This window comes from Klebsiella sp. BIGb0132 (assembly GCF_024810075.1).
GTDB lineage: Bacteria > Pseudomonadota > Gammaproteobacteria > Enterobacterales > Enterobacteriaceae > Klebsiella > Klebsiella terrigena.
Window position 1 is genome coordinate 146491 of sequence record NZ_JANUDW010000001.1, and the last position, 25959, is coordinate 172449.

Here is a 25959-nt window from a genome sequence, read left to right on the forward strand (position 1 = left end):
ATGTCAAGCAAATCTGCTGCCAGATCGCTGAAAGCGTCACACTGTACCTGATAAAATTCGTTACGCAACTTTATTAGCATGCAAAAACGAATCCTGCCAGTAAAGTCATGTTTCTTAGGCCGTTGTCAGTACCCCTGCACAATAAATGGAAAATTTGCCCCTGCACGCCGCGCGGCGTAGACTATTGCGCGAGGAATCACAGGAGGCCGTAATGCAAGGTACAACCCAACCCATCGATCGCCAGACGCTGCTTGAAAAAGCCAATAAACTTATTCGCGAACATGAAGATACGCTAGCCGGGATCGAAGCCACCGACGTCGTTCAGCGCAACGGCATTCTGGTATTTAGCGGCGAGTTTTATCTTGACGAGCAGGGTCTGCCTACGGCGAAGAGCACGGCGGTATTTAACATGTTTAAATACCTGGCGCACGCGCTGTCTGAAAAATATCATCTGGTCGATTAAGCCCTTGCGTGTTGCAGGGCGCTAAACGATAACGCGAGGCCAGGGCCTCGCGTTATTTTGCCTACATCATCGGTTTTTGTCCCCGCTGCCACCAGCGCAGCAGCAGACGATCGGCGCTTTCAGCGGCACTGCCGGTGAAGCGGTCAAACATCTTTTTCCTCTGCTGATAGCGCACGCTAATCACGTCGTGGCTGTCGATCAGCCCCAGCAGCAGCTCATCGCTGGTTTCTACGGCATCGACCAGCCCTTTCTCCAGCGCCTGAACGCCGTACCAGTGCTCGCCGGTCGCCACCTGCTCAACATCCAGCGTCGGCCGCATTTTGTGGACGAAATCTTTAAACAACTGATGGGTATCGTTCAGATCTTCCCGGAACTTACGCCGCCCTTCGTCGGTGTTTTCACCGAGCATCGTCAGGGTGCGCTTGTACTGCCCGGCGGTGTGCAGCTCAATATCGATATCCTTGTTCTTAAGGAAACGATTAATGTTTGGGATCTGCGCGACCACGCCGATGGAGCCGAGAATGGCAAACGGCGCCGAGACGATTTTATTGGCCACGCAGGCCATCATGTAGCCGCCGCTGGCGGCAACTTTGTCTACCGCCACCGTCAGCGGAATTTGCTTGTCGCGAAGGCGCTGCAGCTGCGAGGCGGCCAGGCCGTAGCCGTGCACCACGCCGCCGGGGCTTTCCAGGCGGATAATGACCTGATCGCGCGCTTTCGCCGTTGCCAGCACGGCGGTGATCTCTTCGCGCAGGCTGCTCACCTCGTGGGCGTCCATGCTGCCTTTAAAGTCGAGCACCCAGGCGCGCGGTTTGCCGTTTGGCTCCGTCGAACCGAGCTTCGCCCGCGCCTTCGCGGCCCTGGCTTCCTGCTTGAGCTTTTTCTTTTGCGCTTTATGCCAAAGCTTCTGCTGCGGGCCGTCGAGCAGCGCTACCGCGAGCTCCTCCCGCATCTCTTTATACTGCTCGCTAAGGTTGGTGACCCGCAGCTCCCCGCGCTGTTTCTTACGCTGAGCGAGGTTAACGATAATTGCGGCGATAACCGCAATAGCGACGACAACAGTCGCGATTTTGGCCAAAAATAAGCCATATTGAGCAAGTAATTCCACGTTTTCACCTTGTGTAAACCACTGACGTTGAAGCACAGTGTACATCAGCCTTTGCCGGGAAGTCTCTGCGCTTTGTGTCCTGTGCGAGGCGCCTTCTTGTTTTTTTCAGCGACGATGAAATCGTTGCAAGATATTAATTCCGCAAAGAGTTTCCGCTTCGCCGATTGCATTACCCGGCCGTTTCAGGCATAAAACGCAAAAGTGAACGACCGAAGAGAAAGCGTGCCCCGTCAGCAGGTCACCCAAGGAGTCACCGTGCACTATCAGCCGCAGAATCATTTATTGAAAGATCGCATCATCCTGGTGACCGGCGCCAGCGACGGGATCGGACGCGAAGCCGCGCTGACCTACTCCCGCTACAGCGCCAGCGTTATCCTGGTCGGCCGTAACGAAGAGAAACTGCGCCGCGTAGCGCAGGAAATTGAGCAGGACGGCGGGATCCCGGCGCCCTGGTTTACGCTCGATCTGCTCACCTGCACCCCGCAGGAGTGCCAGCAGCTGGCACAGCAGATAAGCGTCCACTACCCGCGCCTCGACGGCGTATTGCACAACGCCGGTCTGCTCGGCGACGTCTGCCCGATGGACGAGCAGAAGCCGGAAGTCTGGCAGCAGGTTATGCAGGTCAACGTCAACGGTACCTTTATGCTGACCCAGGCGCTGCTTCCTTTATTACTCAAGTCCGAGTCCGGTTCGCTGGTTTTCACCTCATCAAGCGTAGGTCGTCAGGGTCGCGCCAACTGGGGCGCCTACGCGGCGTCCAAATTTGCCACCGAAGGGATGATGCAGGTGCTGGCGGAGGAGTATCAGAGCCGCCACCTGCGGGTTAACTGCATCAATCCGGGCGGCACGCGCACGCAAATGCGCGCCAGCGCCTTCCCGACGGAAGATCCACAAAAGCTTAAGACCCCCGCCGATATCATGCCGGTTTATTTATGGCTGATGGGCGACGATAGCCGTCGCAAAACGGGAATGACCTTCGATGCCCAACCGGGGCGCAAACCAGGAATTGCACAATGAGTGAAGAACGCCACCGCGAACGCCAGCAGCGGGTAAAAGAGAAGGTCGACGCCCGAATCGAGGCAGCCCAGGAAGAACGCGGCATTGTTATCGTCTTTACCGGCAACGGCAAAGGTAAAACCACCGCCGGTTTTGGTACCGTTACCCGCGCCATCGGGCACGGCAAAAAGGCCGGCGTGATCCAGTTCATTAAGGGCACCTGGCCAAACGGCGAACGCAATCTGCTGGAGCCGCACGGCGTCGAATTTCAGGTAATGGCGACCGGCTTCACCTGGAATACCCAGGATCGCGAAAGCGATACCGCCGCCTGCCTCGCCGTCTGGCAGCACGCTCTGCGCATGCTGTCAGACGAGAGTCTCGACATGGTTCTGCTCGACGAGCTGACCTATATGGTAGCCTATGACTATCTGCCGCTTGAAGAGGTGCTTAGCGCGCTGCGCCGTCGTCCGGCGCAGCAAACGGTGATTATCACCGGCCGCGGCTGCCATCGCGACATCGTGGAGCTTGCCGATACCGTCAGCGAATTACGCCCGGTTAAGCACGCCTTTGACGCCGGCATTAAGGCGCAGATGGGCATTGACTACTAAGAACCAGCCTCTCCAGCAGCGCGCCGTTTAGCGCCAGGCACAGGCAATCCTCACCCTGAGCCAGCACGCTTTCGACGCTGTTTTGTCGAGAAATAAAGCGCTTACGGTATTCTGTCGGCGTCAGCCCGCAGTATTTTTTGAAGGCGGCAATCAGGTACTTATGCTCCTGAAAGCCGCAGCTATGGCTAATTTCGGTAATCGGCGTGCGGGTATCGCGCAGCAGCGTCTTCGCCTTATTCAGCCGCACCAGCGTCAGATACTCCTTGAAGTTGTGCCGGCTCACCTTCTTAAACAGCCGCGAAAACCACGAATAGCTCATTCCGCTGCGGCTCGCCACCTCGCTGAGGGTCAGCGGCTGGTCAAAATGCTGGTTAATAAAGTCGATGCCTTTCTTTATCATCGCCTCTTCGCGCAGGGAGCTTTCCGCCTGCGGCACCGCGTCTCCCGCCAGCGTCAGCGCATCGAGCAGGAGATAGATAGTCGCGATGCGTTGAAACGGGGCGCGGTTGTCAATCAGCTGGCTGAGCAAGCTCAGGAGCCGTTGACGCACGACGCCATCGGCCTCGCTGTCGCCGCGCCCGGCGGTGCACCAGCTCAGCACCGGCGCGGGATGCAGCTCATCGAACAGGCCCGGTGAAAACTGCACGGTCACCAGCTGGCTGCCGGTCTCCTCCGCGCACAGCGAATGCACCGCCTCGGCGTTGATGTACAGCATGTCTCCCTGAGCCAGCTCCACGCTCTGCTGGCCGACAACGATAGAGAAGCGTCCCGTCAGCACGGTTATCAGCTCCGGCGCCGGGTGCCAGTGCGGTTCGCAGTAGCGTACCTCGGCGGCAAACGCGTTCAGCTTCTCAGCATCAAAAGCAATCAGCTCGTAGCCGCTGTTCACCGTATGCCGCCCGGCTTCCGTCGCCGAACGGGGGTGAGTGACTGAAAAGGGAAACATGCGCCATCTCCTGTAGTCGGGCGGTTATTCGCGCCCGGCAAGGACGCGATTCAGCTCATCGCTGTCGATATCAAGCGCCAAAAACTCCGTCAGGGCGATCAGCAGGCCGCAGAAGAGATCCGGCGCCAGCTGGATCAGCCTCTCGCGGATCTGCGCCGGCGGCAGCTGGCTCTTGCGCGCAATCAGGGCAACCACCCGGTCAAGCGCCTCGGGCTGCTGGATCAGCTGCTGCAGCGAATTGTCGTCCCGCAGCGGCACGTAGCGCGGCGCAGTGGCCACTTCGACGTCGGCAACGAGAGGCAGATCGCGCGAAGAGCCGCCAATCCGCACCTGCCAGAGGCCCGGAGTGATAACCCAGTCCGAAAGCCCAGGGTGATAGCAGGCCAGGTCGGCAATCGGCAGCTGCAGGCTGACGCGACGGCTCTCGCCGGGCGCAAGGGCCACTTTACAGAACGCCTTCAGCGCCCGATCCTCGCGGATCAGCTCGCCGTCCGGCGCGCTGACGTACAGCTGCGCGATCTCTTTCCCCGCCCGATCGCCGTCGTTGCTCAGGGTGAACGAGACGGTCAGCGTCTCGTCAGGTCCGACGCGAGAGGCGGAAAGTTCGGGCAGGCCGTAGGTAAACCGGCTGTAGCTGAGGCCAAAGCCAAACGGGAACAGCGGCGTCATCCGGCGTTTGTCATAGTAGCGATAGCCGACAAACAGCCCTTCGCCGTAATGGTGGCGCAGGTTCTCTCCCGGGTAGTTGAGCCACGCCGGCGTCTCTTCCAGCGTATTCGGCACCGTCACCGTCAGTTTACCGCAGGGGTTACGCTGGCCGAAGAGAATTTCCGCCACCGCCCGCCCCATGCCCTGCCCGGCGAAGAAGGTTTCCAGCAGCGCTTTACACTCCGCCAGCCACGGCATCACCACCGCATCGCTATTGGCCAGCACCACCACCACGTTGGGCTGCACCGCCGCCACCTCGCGGATCAGCCGTTCGTGTACCGCCAGGATGTTTAAATCATGACGGTCGCCGTTTTCGCCATCCTCACCCACCGCGGTACTGACGAAGATAACCGCCACGTCCGCCTCCTGCGCCACCGCTCGCGCCTGGGCCAGCGCCTGCTCATCGCAGCGCTCGTCGTCCGGAGCGCCAACCGCCCAGGTGACGGTAAAGTCGTCGCCCGCCAGATCGAAGATCTCGTCCAGAGGACGATCCAACAGATAAGGTACCGTGGTGGCACAGCCCGATCCCTGAATCACCGGCTCCTGCGCCGGCTTGCCCAATACCGCAATCCGCCGGCTGCGCTCCGGGGTCAGCGGCAGGAGGTTATCTTCATTTTTCAGCAGAACGATTGACTCCCCGGCCAGCTGCTGCGCCAGCTGGTGATGGGCCGTGAAGTCGGCCCGGGTCTCCGGGCGACGGTGGCGCTGCACCTTTTCCAGCAGCGCCACCATTCGCCGGCAGGCGCGGTCGACCACCGCCTGAGGCACCTCTCCGGACTCGATCGCCGCCAGCAGCGTCCGCTTGTCGCGGCGGGTTTCCGGCATCGCCAGATCGTTGCCCGCCAGCAGCGACGCCGGGCGGTCCTTGATACCGTACCAGTCGGACATCACCAGCCCGTCGTATCCCCACTCATCCCGCAGTACCTGAGTCAGTAAAAAGGGATCCTGTGAAGTCTGTACGCCGTTGAGGCGGTTGTAGGAGGACATCACCGTCCACGGCTGCGATTTCGCTATCGCCCGCTGGAATCCGGCGAGGTAAATCTCACGCAGCGCCCGCTCTTCGATTATCGAATCCATCTCGGTGCGGCGATATTCCGAATTATTGGCGGCAAAATGCTTGAGGCTGGCGCCTACCCCTTCGTGCTGCAGGCCGTTGATCAGCGCCGCGGCAATATCGCCGGAGACAACCGGATCTTCGGCATAGTATTCATAGCCTCTGCCGGCAAGCGGCGTGCGGCGAATATTGATCCCGGGCCCCAGCAGGATCCCGACCCCCATCTGCTGACATTCGCGGCCCAGCGCCTGGCCCATCTGATAGACCAGCTCCACGTCCCAGCTACAGGCTAAGCTGGAGCCGTTCGGAAAGCAGGTTGCCGGCAACGAGGCGCTGAACAGCGCTTCGCTGCCGCCTTTTGCCGCCGGCTCCTCCACGCTGACCTGGTCTGCGGTTTGGCTGATGACCGAAATAAAGTCATCCATGCTCCACTTTTCACTGCCGTCGATTTGTGCGCTGCTGTAGCGCACGCCGTAGGTTCCGTCGGTCATCACGATATCGTTGATGCCATGCTGCGGCAGCGATGCCGTGCGCCACAGGCCGCTGCCGGTCAGCAGCGCCACTTTTTCCTCTGCCGTCATGGCCGCAATCACGGTATTAAATTCACTCTTCATCTCTCTGGCTCCCTGAGGTTACAGCGCATTCTGCTTGCGCAGGCTAATTTTATGGACAATATCGCGATAGGTTTTTTCATCCAGCGAATAGCACGCCACAAATATGGCGCTGAGGGCAAACATGGCGCCGGGGAATAATGTCATTAAAATATTAATCCCGTTAATCGCGCTCGCCGTGATATTCCCTGCGTCATAATGATAATAGTCCAGCATCCATCCCGCGCAGCCGCCGCCGATCGCCATCGCGATTTTAGTGATGAAATTAAAGAAGCCGTAGATCGCGCCTTCACTGCGCACGCCGTGATGCCATTCGGCATATTCTACGGTGTCGGCAATCATCGACCACATCGCCACAAAGCCCATCCCCAGCGTAATACTATACAGGCACACGCCGGTCATAATCAGCCACAGGTTATTTCCGGCCACAAAATACTGCATCATCACCCCGAGGATACCGATCCCCAGAGCAATCAGCGTCATTCTCTTTTTACCCATCAGGGCAATAATTTTTTCAGAAATAACCGTACCGACGATATACGCAGCTGACTGAATCAAAAAGAAGGTCGCGGTATAGCCTTCGCTGCCAATGATATATTTAATAAAGTAGATCGCTATCGCCATCCAGACGGTATAGGCAATATAGAAGAACACCGTAAACAGCGACAGGTTAAGCAGCGGTGTATTGCCCGTTACCGCACGCAGCATCTCGCGCAGCGTCGGCGCAGGCGCCTCATCCTCGTCTTCGCCCACCCGCTCTTTGGTCATGCCAAAACAGGCGAGGAACAGAAAAGTGGCCAGCAGCGCAAAGCACGAAACCGCGAAAACGTAGCCCGTCTGTTTATCCGTAAACGGCGAAATCAGCAGGTCGGCGGTCGTCGAAACAATTAAATAGCCGACGATCGCCAATACGAAGCGATATACCGACAACGACGAACGCGAGGCTTCATGCTGCGTCAGGCGGTTGGTCAGCGCCGAGTACGGCGTATTGACCGCCGTATATGCCAGGCAATATATCGTATAAGAGATTAAGGCAAAGTAGAATTTCGCTTCGCCGCCAAACGGCACGAAGCACAGCACCGTCAGAAAGCCCAGCGGAATCGAACCGTATAATAACCAGGGACGCAGCTTACCGTAGCGGCTGTGCGTTTTATCAATCGCCAAACCAATCAGGATATTAAAAATAGCATCAATGACTCGGGCAATAACAAATATCAGGCTGGCCTGTACCGCGCTAATGCCATAAATATTGGTATAGAAGAAGAGTAAAAACAGCGAGACGAAACCAAATGATAAATTAGAAGCAAAGTCGCCGAAGCCGTAGCCTATTTTCTCTTTAACGCCGATAACCACATAGCTGGCCGATAGTTTTCCTGCTGTATCCATTTTTGGCTACCTGTTTTTGTAATCAGTGTTGCCAGTATATGGCGTTCGCCGCCGCTTCACTTTGCGTTATTTGTCCGGGTATTTCCTGTTTTTTGTCTTTATAAGGAAGTGTGAAAGGAGTCACATCAGGAAGGGAAAATAGGCGTCCGGCGGGAGCCGCCGGACGCGTCAACATCAATCTTTGCCACGACCCGCAGAGCGGCGGTTATTGCTGCTACCCACCTGGCTATGGCGTTTAACCGCGCGGCGGATCTGGTTCGCCTTCACGCGGCGGCGATCTTTCTCTACCGCCACTTTTGAAGTGGTTTCTGCCGGCAGCTCCACCAGCTCGCGCAGGTAGTTAGTCTGCGCCAGGTCCAGCTCGGTATAGCCGCCGCGAGGCAGGCCTTTCGGCAGCAGAATGTCGCCGTAGCGCACGCGGATCAGGCGGCTAACCTGAACGCCAACCGCTTCCCACAGGCGACGAACCTCGCGGTTACGCCCTTCCGTCAGGGTGACGTTATACCACTGGTTAATGCCTTCGCCGCCGGTGAATTTGATGGTTTTGAAGGCCGCAGGGCCATCTTCCAGCTGCACGCCGCGGGATAGCTGGCGCAGTTTGTCTTCATCGACCTGACCGAACACGCGCACGGCATATTCACGCTCAACTTCGCGGCTCGGGTGCATCAGTCGGTTCGCCAGTTCGCCATCGGTGGTGAACAGCAGCAGACCGCAGGTATTCACATCCAGACGGCCCACCGCAATCCAGCGCGCGCCGCGCAGCTTCGGCAAGCGGTCGAAGACCGTCGGGCGGCCTTCCGGATCGTTGCGGGTGCAGAGCTCGCCTTCCGGCTTGTAGTAGGCCAGAACGCGGCAAATTTGCTCAGCGGACTCTTTCACCGAAATCAGGTGACCATCGATACGAATTTTTAAACCAGGAACAATTTCTACGCGATCGCCGAGGGTGGCGATTTTGCCATCGACGCTGACGCGGCCAGCTTCGATTTTAGATTCAATTTCACGGCGGGAGCCGTGGCCGGCGCGGGCCAGCACTTTCTGTAGTTTCTCGCTCATTGAGCTTCCTTAAGGTGTCGCCTTCCCAGGCGTCTGGTATACTTTGTAAAACAGCAGGCTAAAACGTTCTAACCTGCTGTTCTGTAGATACTTTTCAAATAACAGACGCTCACCATCTTCAGCCGATGCCGGACGCGCCCGTATATACGTGGCCGAACATACTACACTAACTTCGAAATGAAAGCTTCTTCGCGTTGCATTCGTCGGCGAATTCGCGCCGCTTTTTGTGCCGCGCAGAGTGAATTATGTATCAGCCTCGCGCTTTTATCTCCCCCGCCCGGCGGTTATTTCAGCGCGATTCGTCCTCCGGCTTAGCGTGCTGGTAGTAGAACGAACCCGTATCGCAGCGGAAGCTGGAAAACTCCGCCGGACGGTGGAAATAGTATCCCTGCGCTTTCTGGCAGCCCAGCTGCTGCAGCTGCAGCTTCACGCTTTCGTCTTCGATGCCCTCGGCAATCAGCGGCACTTTAAAACCGCGGGCAAGCACAATCAGGGAGTTAATCACCGATTTGGCTTTATCATCCCCCAAATAGCCACTGACAAAGTGCCTGTCAATTTTGATGCTGTCGAAGGGCAGCGTATGCAGATACGAAAGGCTGGAGAAGTTCGCGCCAAAGTCGTCGAGCGCAATGGCGATCCCGTGGCGGCGCAGATAGTTCAGCATCTTGCTGATGCGCTGCACGTTGCTGGTCAGCACGCGCTCGGTAATTTCAATGCACACGTTGGCGTTTATCAAACCGCTGCGGCGAATCGAGTCCATCAAATGCCAGGCAAAATCCTGCTGCAGCAGCTGGATCGCCGAGACGTTGATATAGATAACAAAATCCTTCGGCGCGCCGCGGGCGATCATCGCCGCCAGCTCCCGGCAGGCCTCTTCGATCACCCATTTCCCCAGCGGAATAATGAGTCCGGTCTCCTCCGCCAGCGGAATAAAGCGATCCGGCGGCACGTTGCCCAGCGCCTTCGAGTGCCAGCGAATCAGGCACTCGCCCTCGCGGCAGTGCTCTTCATCTCCCTGATCGATAATCGGCTGCAGCACCAGATGGAATTCATGATGATGTATCGCATCGCTAAGATGCTCATGCAAGCGGATGTTGTAGAGCTCATGCTCGCGCATTTCGCTGGCAAACAGCGAGACGACGCCGTTACCCTGCTTCTGCGCATGTTTTAGCGTGATCCAGGCCTCCTGCAGTACCTGAGTGATGTTTTCGCTGGTGACCTCGGTCATGACCATGCCCACGTTACCGGTATAGACGTATTTCTTGCCCGAAGGATGCTGGTCCAGACCTTCGCCAATAAACAGCTGGGACAGCATATCGCGGTAGCGCTGGTAGTCCTTCTGCTGATTAATTCCCGGGAACGCCAGAATCAGCTTATCGACTTTATCTCGTGCGATCAGCGTGTCCGTCGGCAGCAGGCTCCGCAGGCGGCTAACGAACTCGTTGATAAAGGTATCGCCGTACTCCGCCCCCAGGGAGTTAATAATGGTGTTCATATTGCTGATATGCACCAGCCCCACCAGGTTTCGCCGGCTGTACAGCGCTTCCTGCTGCAGCAGTCCCGCCCGGGTGAGAAGCCCCGTCATGCTGTCTTCTTCAATTTTCTGCCGCTGGCTTTCAAAGCTCTCCGCCAGCTTGTGCGACAGCGCCATAAAGGTGGTTTCCAGCGAAATAATTTCCGGGAAGTGGCGCTTATTGTCCGGCGGCGTCCAGCGGTGGGTCGCCAGCCGGTCAGCTTTACGCACGATCTCCTGCAGCGGCTTGGCCACCCGCGACAGAACCAGGAAAACAATCAGCAAACCGGAGGTCAGAACGATAAACAGCATCCCCATCGTCATCATCAAGTACTTCACCACCGAGTGGGTAAGCACCCTGGCGGGGCTGATGATAATGCCCTTCAGTTTCAGCAGCGACTGGCGGTCGTGGATGGCGAAGACGTCGACATAGTAGCTATCGCCATCGATCTCAATCGAGCGAAAACCGCTCTGCAGGGGACGCGGCAGCGCTTTATTGACTGCGCTAATGACCGGTATACCGGTTTTATCCAGAGTTGGCAGCACGACCTCAGACTGCTTAGCGTCCTTCAGCATGGCCTGGGACAAAGCCGGAAGCGAAGACGAGAGCAGCTGGTTGTGTTCGTTGACAATCAGCAGCATGCTTTCAGGAAACGGATTGAATTTCTGCAGATTTTTATTGAGTTCGTTGAGATGCAGTTCGCTGGATACCACGCCAACAAACTTGCCCTGGCGATTAAACGCTGGCGAGCTAAACGCGACGGCAACCTCCCGATTATATTCATAATCATGAAAAGGCTTTATCCAGTGAGGGTTGCGATCTTTTTCCGCCGACGTAAACCACGCCCGCTGATAGATATCGTAGTTATCCATGATCTGCTCGACGGCAGAGTCCGGGCTAAGGTGATGAAACGACATCAGCTTGTGGTGAGTACCGGCATCTTTAAGGGTCAGGTAATCGTCGTGGGTGCGGTGCTTATCATGGGCGATCTGCACGAAATCACCGTTTACCCCGCCAAACTCGACCACGTTGAGGTACTGCTTCTCGGTAAAAACGTTGTTGATGTTATTCACCATTTCGCCAATCAGGCTGCGTACCGCAATGGAGTCCCCCTCCTCGCGGCCAATGGCGTGCACGATAATCGCGTTGGACTGGATCGGCACGTCAATATATTCGTGGATTGCGGCCTCAATCGTCGCCTTTTTGGCGCTGAGGATATTTTCGCTGACCTCATCAAAAAAGGCGTATCCCTCGTAGTAAAGGAAGGCGTAGACGGTGATCAGCACCACGCTAACCGTGGCCAGCAGCGTCAGCAAAACGGCGTGGGTTAACGACAGCGGATAGCGCTTAATCGAGAACTGCTTTTTTAAAATTTGCATAGATGCTCTGCCCTGAAACGCGCCTGTTATTCCGGTTTGATGAGTAAAACACCGTCTTGCGGAACAAAATGATCGAACGGCTTCGGTCGCGAATAGTAGTAGCCCTGCGCCAGGTCGCAGCCCATCTCCCGCAGCTTGGCGCCCATTTCGGCGGTTTCAACGCCTTCGGCGACCAGGGGAACATCAAAGCTTTGCGACAGCATCAGAACGGATGCGATCACCGCCTCACTTTTCTTGTCATCAAGGACGTTCCTGACAAACCCGCGATCGATTTTCAGACAATCGAACGGCAGCGAGTGCAGATAGGAGAGGCTTGAGTAGCCGGAACCAAAATCATCGATGGCCACGGAGACGCCCAGCCGGCGTAAATAGGCCAGAATTTCGACGATCCTGTGGGTATCGTGAAGCAGCACGCTTTCGGTGATCTCAATGCAGATATTGCTGTTCATCAGTTCATTACGATGAATTGACTCCAGCAGATGATGCGAAAAATCAGGCTGCTGAAGCTGGACCGCGGAGATATTGACGTGAAGCTTGAAGTCCCGAGGCGCGCCGCGGGCGATAAACATCGCCAGCTCGCGACAGGCGGTTTCGACGATCCACTTGCCGAGCGGTACGATCATGCCGGTGTTTTCCGCCAGGCCAATAAACTTGTCCGGCGGGACAAAGCCCAGCACGTTAGACTGCCAGCGAATCAGGCATTCGCCTTCATTACAGGCGAGCTCGGGGTCAAAAGGGACGATCGGCTGCAAAACCAGGTGGAAGCCCTCCGTTTGCAGATCGTCGCACAGCGCCTGATGCAGGCGCAGGTTATTGACCTCCTCCTCGCGCATCTGGGGCGTGAAGAGCTCGCTGGCACCGTTGCGCTGGAGCTGGGCGTGCTGCAGTGCCAGGCTGACGTTCATCAGGCACTCGCTAATATTCTCCTGCGACAGCGTCTCAATCACCATTCCCACGTGGCCGGTATAGATGTGCGATTCGCCGGACATATCCGTCGTGGTCAGGCGGAAAACCGAGGAGAGCAGCGAGCAGTAATAGGTCACATCCTTGCTCTCGTAGATGCCATCAAACGCGATGATGAACAGATCTTCCCGGTCGCAGCAGCAGAGCGCCCCTTCTGGCAGCATCGCGCGCAGGCGCTGGGTAAACTGCTTGATAAACTGCCGCGCCAGCTCGTTGCCCAGCACGTTTTTGACCGAGTTGTAGTTGCTGACATGCACCATTGCCAGCAGGTTTCGGTTCTCATACAGCGATTCGGTATGCAGCAGACCGCTGCGGGTCAAAAAGCCGGTTTCAACGTCCTCCTCCAGCTTCTTGCGCTTAAATTCAAACGTTCCCGGCAGCGCCAGCGCCACCTTATTCAGCGCCTCATCCAGGCTGGCAATCTCCGGGAACAGGCGCTTACGCTCTTTTTTCCACGGGATCAGCCCCAAAGGAACCTTACCCACCACCTCTTTCAGGGTGCCGGTGAAGTGAGAAATAATCAGCGCCAGCACCACCATCAGGGCGAAGACAAACAGCATGTTGCTGAAGGTCATCATCAGCCGCTGCTTTTTCATTTCGGCAATCGCGGCGTGTCGCGGCGCGATAAGCACCGCTTTCCACTTCAGTAAATGCTGGCGATCCTGCACATCAAATGCGGTCGCCAGGTATTCGTCTCCGCCGACGCGAAACGTCAGCATCCGCTGGCGGCCGTCCGAGTTCAGCAGTTGGCGAATCACGGGCTGGTTTTGCTGCAGCAGCGCGCCGGCGCCGACCTGCACCACGATATTGCGCCTGCCGTCCGCAATCAGCAGCGAGTCGTTTTTTCCCGGCAGAATGCTGTGCAGGTACTCCCTCATATCGGTCGGCATCGTTTTGCCGGTCACCACGCCGCGAAACTGCCCCTGGCGGTCGTACACCGGCAGGTGATACGCCACGACCGGGCCGTCGGTCAGATACTCCGTGCGCCAATATGGCAGCTTTTGCCGTCGGGCTGCGCTAAACCACGGCTGCTGCTGAACGCTGAAGCGCTCGTTGACCTTGACGATATTGGAGTCCTGGGTGATGCCGCTGTATTTCACCAGCCGCTGGGAATTGGCTTCCAGGGTGCGCTCAAGATATATTTGGTTACTGTGATTGGCGCGCGCAATAGCATAATAGCGGCCGTTCCTTTCAGCCCACGAGAGGCTCTTGAACGCCGGGGCGGTATTAAAAGCGTGGGCCGTTAAATAGACCATCTCTGGAATAAGCTGGGGATCCGCTGTGCTGTTTTCGACGCCCTGCAGATACTGCAGTAATAAATTACTGACCTGCTGAGGATAGTCGAAAAAATCTTCCAGCTTATGCTGTATCAATTCACTCTTGCCGAGCAGCAGCTGTTTATTCACCGCCTCATCGACCTGATGCGACTGGTAATTAAACAGCCCCGTCAGGCAGAACACGCTAACGATCAGCGAGAGTAATGAAACGATGAGAACACTTTTCAACAAAGTGAACGGATACGCTTTAAGAGAAGACTTTGCCATAAATCACGTTACTTTATAAATTCGTTGTGAGTGAAGCGATGAAATAACCCTGCCGATAGCTCTCGGCAGAATAATCAGATTGACGCCAGCGGCTGGCTGATGGCCGTTACCGGCGGGGCGCTGGTACGATTGCGGCCCATTTTTTTCGATTGATAGAGATAGGCGTCGGCCTCTGACAGAAGCTTGTCGAAAATATCGACGATATTCCAGCGCATGGCCTTGCCGTAGCTGAGGCCAACGCTGACGGTCAGAGAGAGCATTTTGCTGCCCCATTCCACCTGCATACTCTCTATCTCCTTGCGGATCTCTTCTGCCAGCAGATAGCCTTCGCCGCCCGGTTTACCCGCCATGATGACCGCAAACTCCTCGCCGCCGAGCCGCGCCACGATGCCGCGCTGGCCCACCACGTTCTGCACCCGAACCGCAAATGCCGCCAGCACCTTGTCGCCGCAGTCGTGACCCCAGGTGTCGTTGATATTTTTGAAATGGTCGATATCAAGAACCAGTACGTTCAGCGGCGTATCGCGCTCGCCATCATGCAGCTCTTTTAGCCGCTCGTAGAGGCCAAAACGCGAATATACGCGGGTCAGGTAGTCGTACCTGACCTGATGAGAAAGCTGCCTGACCAGAGTATTGATGGCCTGGACGCTAACCGCGACAATCACCGGGCTAATGGCAATCGACGCAATCCCCAAACGGGCCGAGATTATCAGGGGAACATGCCCCACCAGGCTGATACCCCCGGCCTTTTGATCGACCATCAGCACCTCAACCACCCCGGCCAGCAGCGTGAGCAGGCAGGTCGTGGGCAGCGAGTAGCTAATTGCGCACCAGATTAGCGCCGGGAGAATCATTGACAGCGTCCCCATACTCCCCGCCGTGCCGGTGGCAATCGAGATAGCCAGCGAGACGGCCAGCAGCCCCACTGGGATCAGTCGCCTGAGCTCGGTGGGACGAAACGGCTGCTGCACCGTACAGATTAAGACAAACGGCAGAATCAGTACGCTGGTGGTAAACTCTTCGCTAAGCCACACAGGATAAATACGCCAAAAATCGATCTGATGGGATAGCGAGAAAAAATAGCTGCCTGGCCCGGAACATGCGACCGCCGTTAATAAGCAATAGCTGTACAGGCGAAATATCGTTATTTTGATAAAACTTTCGCAACGCTTTTTTTCGCTGATAATCATCCAGCTGAGCATCGCCACAAAGGCAATATCAGAAAAGTCAGTGAGCAGTTCGCTTACGCTACGGCTCCCCACTGCCAGGCTGCAAAATAAGGTCGCGAGAATAAAAATCATAAAATAGTGAAACTGACGCAGCACCTGATGGCGAATAAACAGCCCGGCCAGCACCGCATTCATCGGCCAGAATAATGCAATATCATTATGCCGAATCAGACGTCCGGCGGCATATAGCGCGACCGTCGTTGAAAACAGCACCACGGCATTAAATAATGGATTCTCCTGCTTAAAAAAATCGGCAGGGATGATTGTCAGCTTATGCATAATATTGAGGTTCTAATCAGGAACGATGTCTGTAGCAGATATCGTAAGCGAGCTAATAATACGGCTGAGAAAAGAATGCCTCAATATCAATGTTATCTTAAAATAAATATTGCGCGCAGAACGCGGAGTGAATGCCGGGCGCAGCGCCCGGCAGAGGGGAAAAATATTACAGGAACGGCTTCACGTCGCCGACGCCTTCACGCACGACGATCGGCGCATCGTCGGTCAGATCGATAACCGTGGTCGGCTGCTGGCCCAGATAGCCGCCGTGGATAATCAGATCGACCAGCTTCTCCAGCCGATCCTTAATCTCTTCCGGATCGGACTCGGTGAATTCGCTGCCCGGCAGCATCAGCGAGGTGGAGAGCATCGGCTCGCCCAGGGTCTCGAGCAGCGCCTGGGCAATCGGGTTCGACGGCACGCGCATGCCGATCGTTTTACGCTTTTCCTGCAGCAGACGACGCGGCACCTCTTTGGTCCCTTTGAGGATAAACGTGTAGTTGCCCGGCGTGTTGTTTTTAATCAGCCGAAACGCCACGTTGTCGACAAACGCGTAGGTCGAAAGCTCCGAGAGATCGCGGCACATCAGGGTGAAGTTGTGGCCATCCGGCAGCTGACGAATGCGGCAGATCCGCTCCATCGCGCCCTTATCTTCAATCTTACACCCCAATGCGTAGCCTGAATCAGTGGGGTAGACAATTACCCCGCCTTTACGCACGATCTCCACCGCCTGGTTAATCAACCGCGCCTGCGGGTTGTCCGGATGGATGTAAAAAAACTGGCTCATACTTCCCTCTCAATTTTATTCTGCGGCCGTTTCCCAGCTGTGCCAGATCCCTTCTACACCTGCGGGTAGCCAAAGTTTACGGCCCAGTTCAATCCACGGGCAGGGCTGATGGAAATCAGAACCCTGAGAGCCCAGAAGACCAAACTGGACGGCATACGCGGCGAGCTGCGTGCGCTCATGCGGCGCCTGCTGACACTGGGCCAGCTCCATGGCATCGCCGCCCTGCTCGCTAAAGTGGGCCAACAGCCTTTTCAGCCACTTGGCGGAGAGGTCATAGCGCCCAGGATGGGCGACAACCGCTTTGCCGCCAGAATGATGAATGACATCAATCGCTTGTTTTATTGTACACCACTGCGGCGGAACGTAACCGGTTTTCCCGCGGGCGAGGTATTTTTTAAAAACATCGGCCATATTGCCGGCGTGGCCGGCTTCCACGAGGAAGCGGGCAAAATGTCCGCGGGTTACCGCCCCGCCGTCGGCAAGCTTCATCGCCCCCTCCCACGCGCCGGGGATCCGCGCCTTATCCAGCCGCTCGGCAATCATCTGCGCCCGCAGCTGGCGGCGCGCCTTCTGCTCATCAAGCAGGGCCAGCATGGCCGGATGCTCAATATCAATATTCAGACCCACGATATGAATTTCATGGTTTTCCCACAGGGTGGAAATCTCCACCCCGGTCACCAGCGTCAGCGGCAGGTCGGCGCGGGCAATTTCCGCCCGCGCGGCGGGAATGGCCGCCACCGTATCGTGATCGGTAATCGCCAGCGTCCCCACCCGCATCTGGTGGGCACGATGGACAAGTTCTTCTGGAGTCAGCCGCCCGTCAGAGGCGGTGGTATGGCTATGCAGATCGTAAATCACTGCGTAAAGGGTATCGCTCAAGGTGACTCCTGCTGGACATGGACTTAAATAAGCGCATTATCATACCGACTCGCGGAGAAAATCTGCAAACAGGGGTTGACATTATTCCTCTGGACTAGTTAACTAGTACGCAAGTTCACATGAAGGGGTATCACGATGAAAACGCAAACTATCACTCTGCACGGCTGGTGGCGCACCTCCTGATAACGGGCGGCGTGATCGCGTTTTGCACTCAGCATACAGATACCCGGCCCGCCAATGAGCGGGCTTTTTATTGGACAAATTATTATACCGAACAGGCGAGAACAATAATGCAAATATCAAAACCGGCACTCGAGCTTCTCACCAGCGACGCCATCTATCGCGAAAATCCGACGGCGCTGTTCCACCAGCTGTGCGGCGCGCGTCCGGCAACCCTGCTGCTGGAATCCGCGGATATCGACAGCAAGGATGACTTAAAGAGCCTGCTGCTGGTTGACAGCGCGCTGCGCATCACCGCTTTAGGTGACACCGTCACTATTCAGGCGCTTTCCAGCAACGGCGCATCGCTGCTGGATTTACTCGACAACGCCCTGCCTGCGGGCATCGAAAATCTGCGTCAGCCGAACGGCCGGACGCTCACCTTCCCCCCGGTCAGCGCCCTGCTGGATGAGGACGCTCGCCTCTGTTCTCTGTCGGTCTTTGACGCCTTCCGCCTGCTGCAGGAGCTGGTCACCGTGCCGCACGACGAGCGCGAAGCGATGTTCTTCGGCGGCCTGTTTGCCTATGACCTGGTGGCCGGTTTCGAAAACCTGCCGCCGCTGGAAAGCGACACCGCCTGTCCGGACTACTGCTTCTACCTGGCCGAAACGCTGCTGGTTATCGATCACCAGAGCAAAAGCACGCGCATCCAGTCGAGCCTGTTCACGCCGCTGGCGAGCGAAAAGCAGCGTCTGACGCAGCGCATCGCCCAGCTTCGCCAGCAGCTTAACGAGCCGCCGGCACCGCTGCCGGTCACGACGGTCGAGCATATGACCTGCGACTGCGACCAGAGCGACGAAGAATACGGCGCCGTGGTCCGCAAAATGCAGCGCGCTATCCGCGCCGGCGAAATTTTCCAGGTGGTACCATCGCGCCGCTTCTCTCTGCCCTGCCCGTCACCGCTGGCGGCCTACGACGTGCTGAAGAAGAGCAACCCGAGCCCGTACATGTTCTTTATGCAGGATAACGACTTCGCCCTGTTCGGTGCGTCGCCGGAAAGCTCGCTGAAGTACGATGCCGTCAGCCGCCAGATTGAGATCTACCCGATTGCCGGTACCCGCCCGCGCGGCCGCCGCGCCGACGGTTCGCTGGATCGCGATCTCGACAGCCGTATCGAACTCGAAATGCGCACCGACCACAAAGAGCTCTCCGAGCACCTGATGCTGGTAGACCTGGCGCGTAACGACCTCGCCCGCATCTGCACGCCGGGCAGCCGCTACGTGGCCGACCTGACCAAAGTCGACCGCTACTCTTTCGTCATGCACCTGGTTTCCCGGGTGGTCGGCGAGCTGCGTAACGACCTCGACGTGCTGCACGCCTATCGCGCCTGCATGAATATGGGCACCCTGAGCGGCGCGCCGAAGGTGCGCGCGATGCAGCTGATCGCCGCCGCGGAGGGTAAGCGTCGCGGCAGCTACGGCGGAGCGGTCGGCTATTTCACCGCCCACGGCGACCTGGATACCTGCATCGTGATCCGCTCAGCCTACGTGCAGGACGGCGTGGCCACCGTTCAGGCCGGCGCCGGTATTGTCCTCGATTCAGTGCCTCAGTCCGAAGCAGATGAAACCCGAAATAAAGCCCGCGCGGTGCTGCGCGCAATTGCCCAGGCTCACCACGCGAAGGAGACTTTCTAATGGCCGACATTCTGCTGCTCGATAATATCGATTCTTTTACCTATAACCTGGCAGACCAGCTGCGCGCCAACGGCCATAACGTCGTGATTTACCGTAACTCGGTTCCGGCACAAACCTTAATCGAGCGTATCGGCACGATGGACAATCCGGTGCTGATGCTCTCCCCGGGCCCGGGTACGCCGAGCGAAGCCGGCTGCATGCCGGAGCTGCTGATTCGCATGCGCGGCAAGCTGCCGATCATCGGCATCTGCCTTGGCCATCAGGCGATTGTTGAAGCCTACGGCGGCTACGTCGGCCAGGCGGGCGAAATCCTGCACGGTAAAGCGTCCAGCATCGAGCATGACGGCCAGGCGATGTTTGCCGGCCTGACTAACCCGCTGCCGGTTGCCCGCTACCATTCGCTGGTCGGCAGCAACATCCCGGCCGGGCTGACCATCAACGCCAACTATAACGGGATGGTGATGGCGGTGCGTCATGATGCCGATCGCGTTTGCGGCTTCCAGTTCCACCCGGAGTCGATTCTCACCACCCAGGGCGCGCGTCTGCTGGAGCAAACGCTGGCCTGGGCGCTGCAGAAGCTGGAGCAAACCAACACCATCCAGCCGATTCTGGAAAAGCTGTATCAGGCGGAAACCCTGAGCCAGCAGGAGAGCCACCAGCTGTTTTCTGCGGTCGTGCGCGGCGAAGTGAAGCCGGAGCAGCTGGCCGCCGCCCTGGTCAGTATGAAGGTGCGCGGCGAGCAGCCGCAGGAGATTGCCGGCGCCGCCACCGCCCTGCTGGAAAATGCCGCGCCGTTCCCGCGTCCTGACTACCCGTTTGCCGACATCGTCGGCACCGGCGGCGACGGCAGCAACAGCATCAATATCTCTACCGCCAGCGCGTTTGTGGCCGCAGCCTGCGGGCTAAAGGTCGCGAAACACGGCAACCGCAGCGTCTCCAGCAAATCGGGCTCTTCCGACCTGCTGGCCGCATTCGGCATCAACCTCGATATGAACGCCGATAAATCCCGCACCGCGCTGGATGAGCTGGGCGTCTGCTTCCTGTTTGCACCGAAATATCACACCGGTTTCCGCCACGCGATGCCGGTCCGTCAGCAGTTGAAGACCCGGACGCTGTTTAACGTCCTTGGGCCGCTGATTAACCCGGCGCACCCGCCGCTGGCGCTGATTGGCGTCTACAGCCCGGAGCTGGTACTGCCTATCGCGGAAACCCTGCGCGTGCTGGGCTACCAGCGGGCAGCGGTCGTCCACAGCGGCGGCATGGATGAGGTGTCGCTCCACGCGCCAACGGTGGTCGCCGAGCTCCATAACGGCGAGATCAAAAGCTATCAGCTGACCGCGGATGACTTTGGCCTGACGCCTTATCACCAGGAGCAGCTGGCCGGCGGCACGCCGGAAGAAAACCGTGACATTCTGACGCGCTTACTACAAGGTAAAGGTGAAGCCGCTCATGAAGCCGCGGTCGCCGCCAACGTGGCAATGCTGATGCGTTTACACGGGCATGAAGACCTGAAAGCCAACGCCCGGCAGGTGATTGACGTGCTGCGCAGCGGAGCGGCCTATGACAGAGTGACCGCATTAGCGGCAAGAGGGTAAATAATGCAGACCGTTTTAGCAAAAATCGTTGCCGACAAAGCGATTTGGGTAGAAGCCCGCAAGCAGCAGCAGCCGTTAGCCAGTTTTCAAAACGAGGTCGTCCCGACGCAGCGTAACTTTTACGATGCCCTGGCGGGAACGCGCAGCGTGTTTATTCTCGAGTGCAAAAAAGCCTCGCCGTCGAAGGGCCTGATTCGCCAGAATTTTGACCCGGCGGAAATCGCCGGAGTGTATAAGAACTACGCCTCGGCCATCTCGGTGCTGTGCGATGAGAAATATTTCCAGGGCAGTTTTGATTTTCTGCCCATCGTCAGCGCCATCGCGCCGCAGCCGATACTGTGCAAGGATTTCACCATCGATCCTTACCAGATCTATCTGGCGCGCTACTACCAGGCCGATGCCTGCCTGCTGATGCTGTCGGTGCTTGACGATGAACAGTATCGCCAGCTCGCCGCCGTCGCGCACAGCCTCAATATGGGCGTGCTGACCGAAGTGAGTACCGAAGAAGAGCTGGAACGCGCCATTGCGCTGAAGGCGAAGGTGGTCGGGATCAACAACCGCGATCTGCGCGATATGTCGATTGACCTCAACCGCACCCGCCAGCTGGCGCCGCGCCTGGGCCATGACGTCACCGTGATCTGCGAATCCGGGATTCATACCTACGCCGAGGTCCGCGATCTCAGCCACTTTGCTAACGGCTTCCTGATTGGCTCCGCGCTGATGGAGCACGATGACCTCGACGCGGCCGTCAGGCGCGTGCTGCTCGGTGAAAACAAAGTTTGCGGCCTGACCCGTCCTCAAGACGCGCAGGTGGCCTATGAATCCGGCGCCATCTACGGCGGGCTGATTTTTGTCCCTGGCTCACCGCGCGTCGTCAACGAGGCGCAGGCGAAAGAGATTATCCAGGCCGCCGGGCTGCGCTACGTCGGAGTATTCCGCGATGCGCCGGTCGAGGACGTGGCCGAGCGCGCAGAGAGCCTGCAGCTGGCTGCGGTTCAGCTGCACGGCAGCGAAGATCAGGCCTATATCGACGCGCTGCGCGCGCGGCTGCCGGAGCAAGTCCAGATCTGGAAAGCGCTCAGCGTCGGTGACACGCTGCCGGAACGCAGCCTACATCACGTCGATAAATATCTCTTCGATAACGGCCAGGGCGGCAGCGGTCAGCGCTTCGACTGGACGCTTTTACAGGGCCAGGAGCTGGGTAACGTCCTGCTGGCAGGCGGACTCGGTGCCGATAACTGCGTAGAAGCCGCCAAAAGCGGCTGTGCCGGACTCGATTTTAATTCAGGCGTTGAGTCGCAGCCGGGTATTAAAGATGCCAGCAAGCTGGCCTCGGTTTTCCAGACGCTGCGCGCATATTAAGGAGCAATGCAATAATGAGTACTTTACTGAACCCCTATTTTGGCGAATTTGGCGGTATGTACGTCCCGCAGATCCTGATGCCCGCCCTGCGCCAGCTGGAAGAAGCTTTCGTCAGCGCGCAGAAAGATCCTGAGTTCCAGGCTGAATTTAGCGACCTGCTGAAGAACTACGCCGGTCGTCCAACGGCCCTGACCAAATGTCGTAACCTGACCGCAGGCACCCGCACCACGCTGTACCTCAAGCGTGAAGATCTGCTCCACGGCGGCGCGCATAAAACCAACCAGGTGCTGGGCCAGGCATTACTGGCGAAGCGCATGGGTAAAACCGAAATCATTGCCGAAACCGGCGCCGGCCAGCACGGCGTGGCTTCTGCGCTCGCCAGCGCGCTGCTCGGCCTGAAATGCCGCATCTATATGGGCGCTAAAGACGTTGAGCGCCAGTCGCCAAACGTCTTCCGCATGCGCCTGATGGGGGCGGAAGTGATCCCGGTGCACAGCGGCTCCTCCACGCTGAAGGACGCCTGTAACGAAGCGCTGCGCGACTGGTCCGGCAGCTACGATACCGCTCACTATATGCTCGGTACCGCAGCCGGCCCGCACCCGTTCCCGACCATCGTCCGCGAGTTCCAGCGCATGATCGGCGAAGAGACCAAAGCGCAGATCCTCGAGCGCGAAGGCCGTCTGCCGGATGCGGTCATCGCCTGCGTCGGCGGTGGCTCCAACGCTATCGGCATGTTTGCTGACTTTATCGATGAAACCGACGTGGGGCTGATCGGGGTTGAACCTGCGGGCCACGGAATTGAAACCGGCGAGCACGGTGCGCCGCTGAAGCACGGTCGCGTAGGAATCTATTTCGGCATGAAATCGCCGATGATGCAGACCGATGACGGCCAGATTGAGGAATCTTACTCTATCTCCGCCGGCCTGGACTTCCCGTCGGTGGGCCCTCAGCATGCGTTCCTCAACAGCACCGGCCGCGCCGACTACGTGTCGATCACCGACAACGAGGCGCTGGAAGCGTTCAAAGCGCTCTCCCGCCATGAGGGGATTATTCCGGCCCTGGAATCCTCCCACGCCCTGGCCCATGCGCTAAAAATGATGCGTGAAAACCCGGAAAAAGAGCAGCTGCTGGTGGTTAACCTGTCCGGTCGCGGCGATAAAGACATCTTCACCGTACACGATATTCTGAAAGCGCGAGGGGAAATCTGATGGAACGTTATGAGACGCTGTTTGCACAACTGAAATCTCGCCAGGAAGGCGCGTTTGTTCCCTTCGTCACGCTGGGCGATCCCAACCCGGCGCTGTCGCTGCAGATCATCGATACGCTGATCGAAGCGGGCGCCGACGCTCTGGAACTGGGTATTCCCTTCTCCGACCCGCTGGCCGATGGCCCGACTATCCAGGGCGCAGCTCTGCGTGCGTTCGCCTCTGGCGTGACGCCGGCGCAGTGCTTCGAGATGCTGGCGGCAATCCGCCACAAGCACCCGACGATCCCTATCGGCCTGCTGATGTACGCGAACCTGGTGTTCAGCCCCGGCATTGACGCTTTCTATGCCGAATGCGCGCGGGTTGGCGTGGATTCCGTGCTGGTCGCCGATGTCCCCATCGAAGAGTCGGCGCCGTTCCGCCAGGCGGCGATGCGGCACAATATCGCGCCCATCTTCATCTGCCCGCCGAATGCCGATGACGAGCTGCTGCGCCAGATTGCCTCTTTTGGTCGCGGCTATACCTATCTGCTGTCGCGTGCCGGGGTCACCGGGGCGGAAAACCGCGCCGCCCTGCCGCTGCATCATCTTATTGAGAAGCTGCGCGAATATAACGCCGCGCCTCCGCTGCAGGGCTTCGGTATTTCCGCCGCCGATCAGGTGACCGCCGCGATTGACGCCGGCGCCGCCGGGGCAATTTCCGGCTCCGCCATCGTCAAAATCATCGAACGTAACCTCAGCGATCCGCAAACGATGCTGGCCGAGCTGAAGGCTTTTGTGCAGAGCCTTAAAGCCGCCACTAAAGCAGCGTAACGCCCCGACCGCCTGGCCATTCGTCAGGCGGTTATTTTTTGCTGCAGGCTGTCCGCGTATTTACGCGTCAGGCGAAACAGCGCCAGCACATCCTCCTGCGTCCAGTCCATGAGCACCTGATTCATCAGCCGCGTTCTGGCTAGCGCAATACGTTCAATCAGCGTCTGACCCTGCCCGGTCAAGGTCACTTCACTAATCCGTCGATCGCTAACGTTGGGCTGCTTCAGCGCCAGGCCCTGCGCTTCCAGCTTTTTCACCTGCCGGCTGACGGTGGTGTAATCCCGTCCCAGGCTATCCGCCAGCTCAACCACGCCCACCGGCCCATAGCGCCCTATCGCCACCAGCAGCGGGAAGAGGATCTGATCGAGCTGCACCCCGGCGGCCTGCAGTATCTGCTCATCGCGCACCGGCAGATTCATCACCCGAATGATATCCAGCAGCGCGCCGTGAAAGTCGGTGATATCGTAATTATTATGTGCATCTTGCATATATTATTTAACCCGGTGTATAGTGCCGTTATCTGATATGTGCATTTTACACGTAATTCATCCCGGAGGTAACACCATGAAAGCAGCCGTCGTATTCGAACTCCAGCAGGGCCCGGTGTGGGCCGACTTTGCCGATCCCCAGGCCGATGAGCATCACCTCCTGGTCGACGTACGCGCCGCCGCCATCAGCCACGTCGTCAAGGGTCGGGCGAGCGGCAAGCACTACAGCTTTGACGGTCGTCTGCCCTTCGTGGTGGGCATCGACGGCGCGGGGACCCTGCCCGACGGACAGCGCGTTTACTTCGCCTTCCCGCGCGCGCCCTGGGGCAGCATGGCGCAACGGGCGCCGGTGGCGGCGGCTAACTGCATTCCGCTGCCGGACGCGCTGGACGATGTCACCGCCGCCGCCATGGCCAACCCCGGAATGTCGGCCTGGGCCGCGCTGGTTAAACGCGCGGGCTTTATCGCCGGTGAGACGGTGCTGATCAACGGCGCCACCGGCAGCGCCGGACAGCTGGCCATCCAGATCGCCCGCTATCTGGGTGCGAAAAAAGTGATCGCCACCGGGCGTAACGCGCAGGCGCTGGCCGCGCTCGACGCGGACGTCTGCATCAACCTGAGCGCGGATGACGCGACTTTGCGCGCTCGCTTCGCCGAGCTTGCTGCAGGGCAGATTGACGTCGTCGTCGACTATTTGTGGGGACATAGCGCCGAGCTGCTGCTCCCGGCGCTGGCAAAAAGCAGCCCCGGCCATGCGCCGGTACGCTATGTCCAGGTCGGCTCTCTCTCCGGGGCGAATATTTCACTCAACGGCGCGGTGCTGCGTTCGGCGCCGCTGCAGCTGCTAGGCAGCGGGATCGGCAGCCTGTCGATGGCCCAGCTGCTGGCGGCAACCGGGGAGATGCTGCAGGCCGCCGCGGCCGGCGGGTTTACTATCGCCACCACGCCGCTGCCGCTGCGGGAAGTGGCGGCCGCCTGGCCACGCGACAATAGCCAGAAGCGCAGCGTTTTCGTGATCGATTAAAAAAATCACTTCCGCACAAAAGATGGGGTTGATATCTTAAATGAGAAACATTATCTTTCTCATTACCGAATAGTTGAGCAAAACACTCAGGTATTCGGTACGACATTGCTCAC

Annotated in this window: 21 protein-coding genes and 1 other annotated feature; of the genes, 10 read left to right on the plus strand and 11 right to left on the minus strand. The window is 58.1% G+C overall.

The window, feature by feature from the left end; translation table 11 throughout:
* Nucleotides 1–211 precede the first annotated feature (211 nt).
* Nucleotides 212–463, plus strand: coding sequence for a YciN family protein (locus tag M2416_RS00635; RefSeq protein ID WP_041145184.1), 252 nt, complete (start codon nucleotides 212–214; stop codon nucleotides 461–463).
* Between the two features lie 61 nt (nucleotides 464–524).
* Here the strand turns inward: M2416_RS00635 and sohB are convergent, their stop codons facing one another.
* Nucleotides 525–1571 (minus strand): protease SohB, encoded by a 1047-nt coding sequence (gene sohB, locus M2416_RS00640; RefSeq protein WP_259221576.1) that lies wholly within the window; start codon nucleotides 1569–1571, stop codon nucleotides 525–527.
* A 255-nt stretch (nucleotides 1572–1826) separates the two neighbouring features.
* On the opposite strand from sohB, the gene M2416_RS00645 reads away from it, so the two are divergent.
* A complete protein-coding gene (locus M2416_RS00645) occupies nucleotides 1827–2588 on the plus strand; it encodes a YciK family oxidoreductase (RefSeq protein WP_041145182.1) in 762 nt (253 codons plus the stop codon).
* Entirely contained in the window at nucleotides 2585–3175 is a 591-nt protein-coding gene (gene cobO, locus M2416_RS00650) for a cob(I)yrinic acid a,c-diamide adenosyltransferase (protein WP_076945384.1), read from the plus strand. The genes M2416_RS00645 and cobO overlap by 4 nt, the downstream gene beginning before the upstream one ends.
* On the opposite strand, the gene M2416_RS00655 is transcribed toward cobO, so the two are convergent.
* The 9 genes from M2416_RS00655 to rnm form a co-directional block, all read right to left on the minus strand.
* Nucleotides 3147–4121, minus strand: coding sequence for a helix-turn-helix transcriptional regulator (locus tag M2416_RS00655; RefSeq protein WP_259221580.1), 975 nt, complete (start codon nucleotides 4119–4121; stop codon nucleotides 3147–3149). The two genes, cobO and M2416_RS00655, sit on opposite strands and share 29 nt — an antisense overlap.
* Nucleotides 4122–4145: 24 nt before the next feature.
* Entirely contained in the window at nucleotides 4146–6497 is a 2352-nt protein-coding gene (locus M2416_RS00660; protein ID WP_259221582.1) for a beta-glucosidase family protein, read from the minus strand.
* A gap of 18 nt (nucleotides 6498–6515) precedes the next feature.
* Nucleotides 6516–7880 (minus strand): MFS transporter, encoded by a 1365-nt coding sequence (locus M2416_RS00665; protein WP_076945381.1) that lies wholly within the window; start codon nucleotides 7878–7880, stop codon nucleotides 6516–6518.
* 174 nt (nucleotides 7881–8054) lie between these two features.
* Nucleotides 8055–8933 carry a 23S rRNA pseudouridine(2605) synthase RluB gene (gene rluB / locus M2416_RS00670; protein ID WP_041145177.1) on the minus strand — a complete coding sequence of 293 codons (879 nt, stop codon included), beginning with the start codon at nucleotides 8931–8933 and terminating at the stop codon, nucleotides 8055–8057.
* 289 nt (nucleotides 8934–9222) lie between these two features.
* The gene (locus M2416_RS00675; RefSeq protein ID WP_167691864.1) at nucleotides 9223–11826 is read right to left on the minus strand and encodes a bifunctional diguanylate cyclase/phosphodiesterase; all 2604 of its coding nucleotides are present in this window, start codon (nucleotides 11824–11826) and stop codon (nucleotides 9223–9225) included.
* A gap of 26 nt (nucleotides 11827–11852) precedes the next feature.
* Nucleotides 11853–14333, minus strand: coding sequence for a bifunctional diguanylate cyclase/phosphodiesterase (locus tag M2416_RS00680; RefSeq protein WP_259221586.1), 2481 nt, complete (start codon nucleotides 14331–14333; stop codon nucleotides 11853–11855).
* A gap of 74 nt (nucleotides 14334–14407) precedes the next feature.
* Nucleotides 14408–15841 (minus strand): GGDEF domain-containing protein, encoded by a 1434-nt coding sequence (locus M2416_RS00685; protein WP_259221587.1) that lies wholly within the window; start codon nucleotides 15839–15841, stop codon nucleotides 14408–14410.
* Nucleotides 15842–16007: 166 nt separating this feature from the next.
* Nucleotides 16008–16628, minus strand: coding sequence for an L-threonylcarbamoyladenylate synthase (locus M2416_RS00690; RefSeq protein ID WP_076945377.1), 621 nt, complete (start codon nucleotides 16626–16628; stop codon nucleotides 16008–16010).
* A gap of 15 nt (nucleotides 16629–16643) precedes the next feature.
* Nucleotides 16644–17507, minus strand: a complete 864-nt coding sequence (rnm, locus tag M2416_RS00695) for an RNase RNM (RefSeq protein ID WP_259221589.1) — start codon at nucleotides 17505–17507, stop codon at nucleotides 16644–16646.
* A gap of 135 nt (nucleotides 17508–17642) precedes the next feature.
* On the opposite strand from rnm, the gene trpL reads away from it, so the two are divergent.
* From trpL to trpA, 6 genes are all read left to right on the plus strand, one after another.
* Nucleotides 17643–17690 (plus strand): trp operon leader peptide, encoded by a 48-nt coding sequence (trpL, locus tag M2416_RS26955; RefSeq protein ID WP_115193975.1) that lies wholly within the window; start codon nucleotides 17643–17645, stop codon nucleotides 17688–17690.
* Nucleotides 17667–17762: a sequence feature (Trp leader region), on the plus strand. It overlaps the preceding gene by 24 nt.
* 35 nt (nucleotides 17763–17797) lie before the next feature.
* The gene (locus M2416_RS00700) at nucleotides 17798–19360 is read left to right on the plus strand and encodes an anthranilate synthase component 1 (protein WP_076945375.1); all 1563 of its coding nucleotides are present in this window, start codon (nucleotides 17798–17800) and stop codon (nucleotides 19358–19360) included.
* Nucleotides 19360–20955 (plus strand): bifunctional anthranilate synthase glutamate amidotransferase component TrpG/anthranilate phosphoribosyltransferase TrpD, encoded by a 1596-nt coding sequence (trpD, locus tag M2416_RS00705; RefSeq protein ID WP_041145171.1) that lies wholly within the window; start codon nucleotides 19360–19362, stop codon nucleotides 20953–20955. The genes M2416_RS00700 and trpD overlap by 1 nt, the downstream gene beginning before the upstream one ends.
* Nucleotides 20956–20958: 3 nt before the next feature.
* A complete protein-coding gene (gene trpCF / locus M2416_RS00710; protein WP_259221591.1) occupies nucleotides 20959–22317 on the plus strand; it encodes a bifunctional indole-3-glycerol-phosphate synthase TrpC/phosphoribosylanthranilate isomerase TrpF in 1359 nt (452 codons plus the stop codon).
* A gap of 14 nt (nucleotides 22318–22331) precedes the next feature.
* Nucleotides 22332–23525, plus strand: coding sequence for a tryptophan synthase subunit beta (gene trpB, locus M2416_RS00715; RefSeq protein ID WP_128878382.1), 1194 nt, complete (start codon nucleotides 22332–22334; stop codon nucleotides 23523–23525).
* A complete protein-coding gene (gene trpA, locus M2416_RS00720; protein WP_259221592.1) occupies nucleotides 23525–24334 on the plus strand; it encodes a tryptophan synthase subunit alpha in 810 nt (269 codons plus the stop codon). The genes trpB and trpA overlap by 1 nt, the downstream gene beginning before the upstream one ends.
* 23 nt (nucleotides 24335–24357) lie before the next feature.
* Here the strand turns inward: trpA and M2416_RS00725 are convergent, their stop codons facing one another.
* Nucleotides 24358–24822, minus strand: a complete 465-nt coding sequence (locus M2416_RS00725; RefSeq protein ID WP_076945372.1) for a MarR family winged helix-turn-helix transcriptional regulator — start codon at nucleotides 24820–24822, stop codon at nucleotides 24358–24360.
* Between the two features lie 76 nt (nucleotides 24823–24898).
* Between M2416_RS00725 and M2416_RS00730 the strand changes: the two genes are divergently transcribed.
* On the plus strand, nucleotides 24899–25846 hold the full coding sequence (locus tag M2416_RS00730; RefSeq protein WP_259221593.1) for a quinone oxidoreductase family protein: 948 nt from the start codon (nucleotides 24899–24901) through the stop codon (nucleotides 25844–25846).
* Nucleotides 25847–25959: the final 113 nt, after the last annotated feature.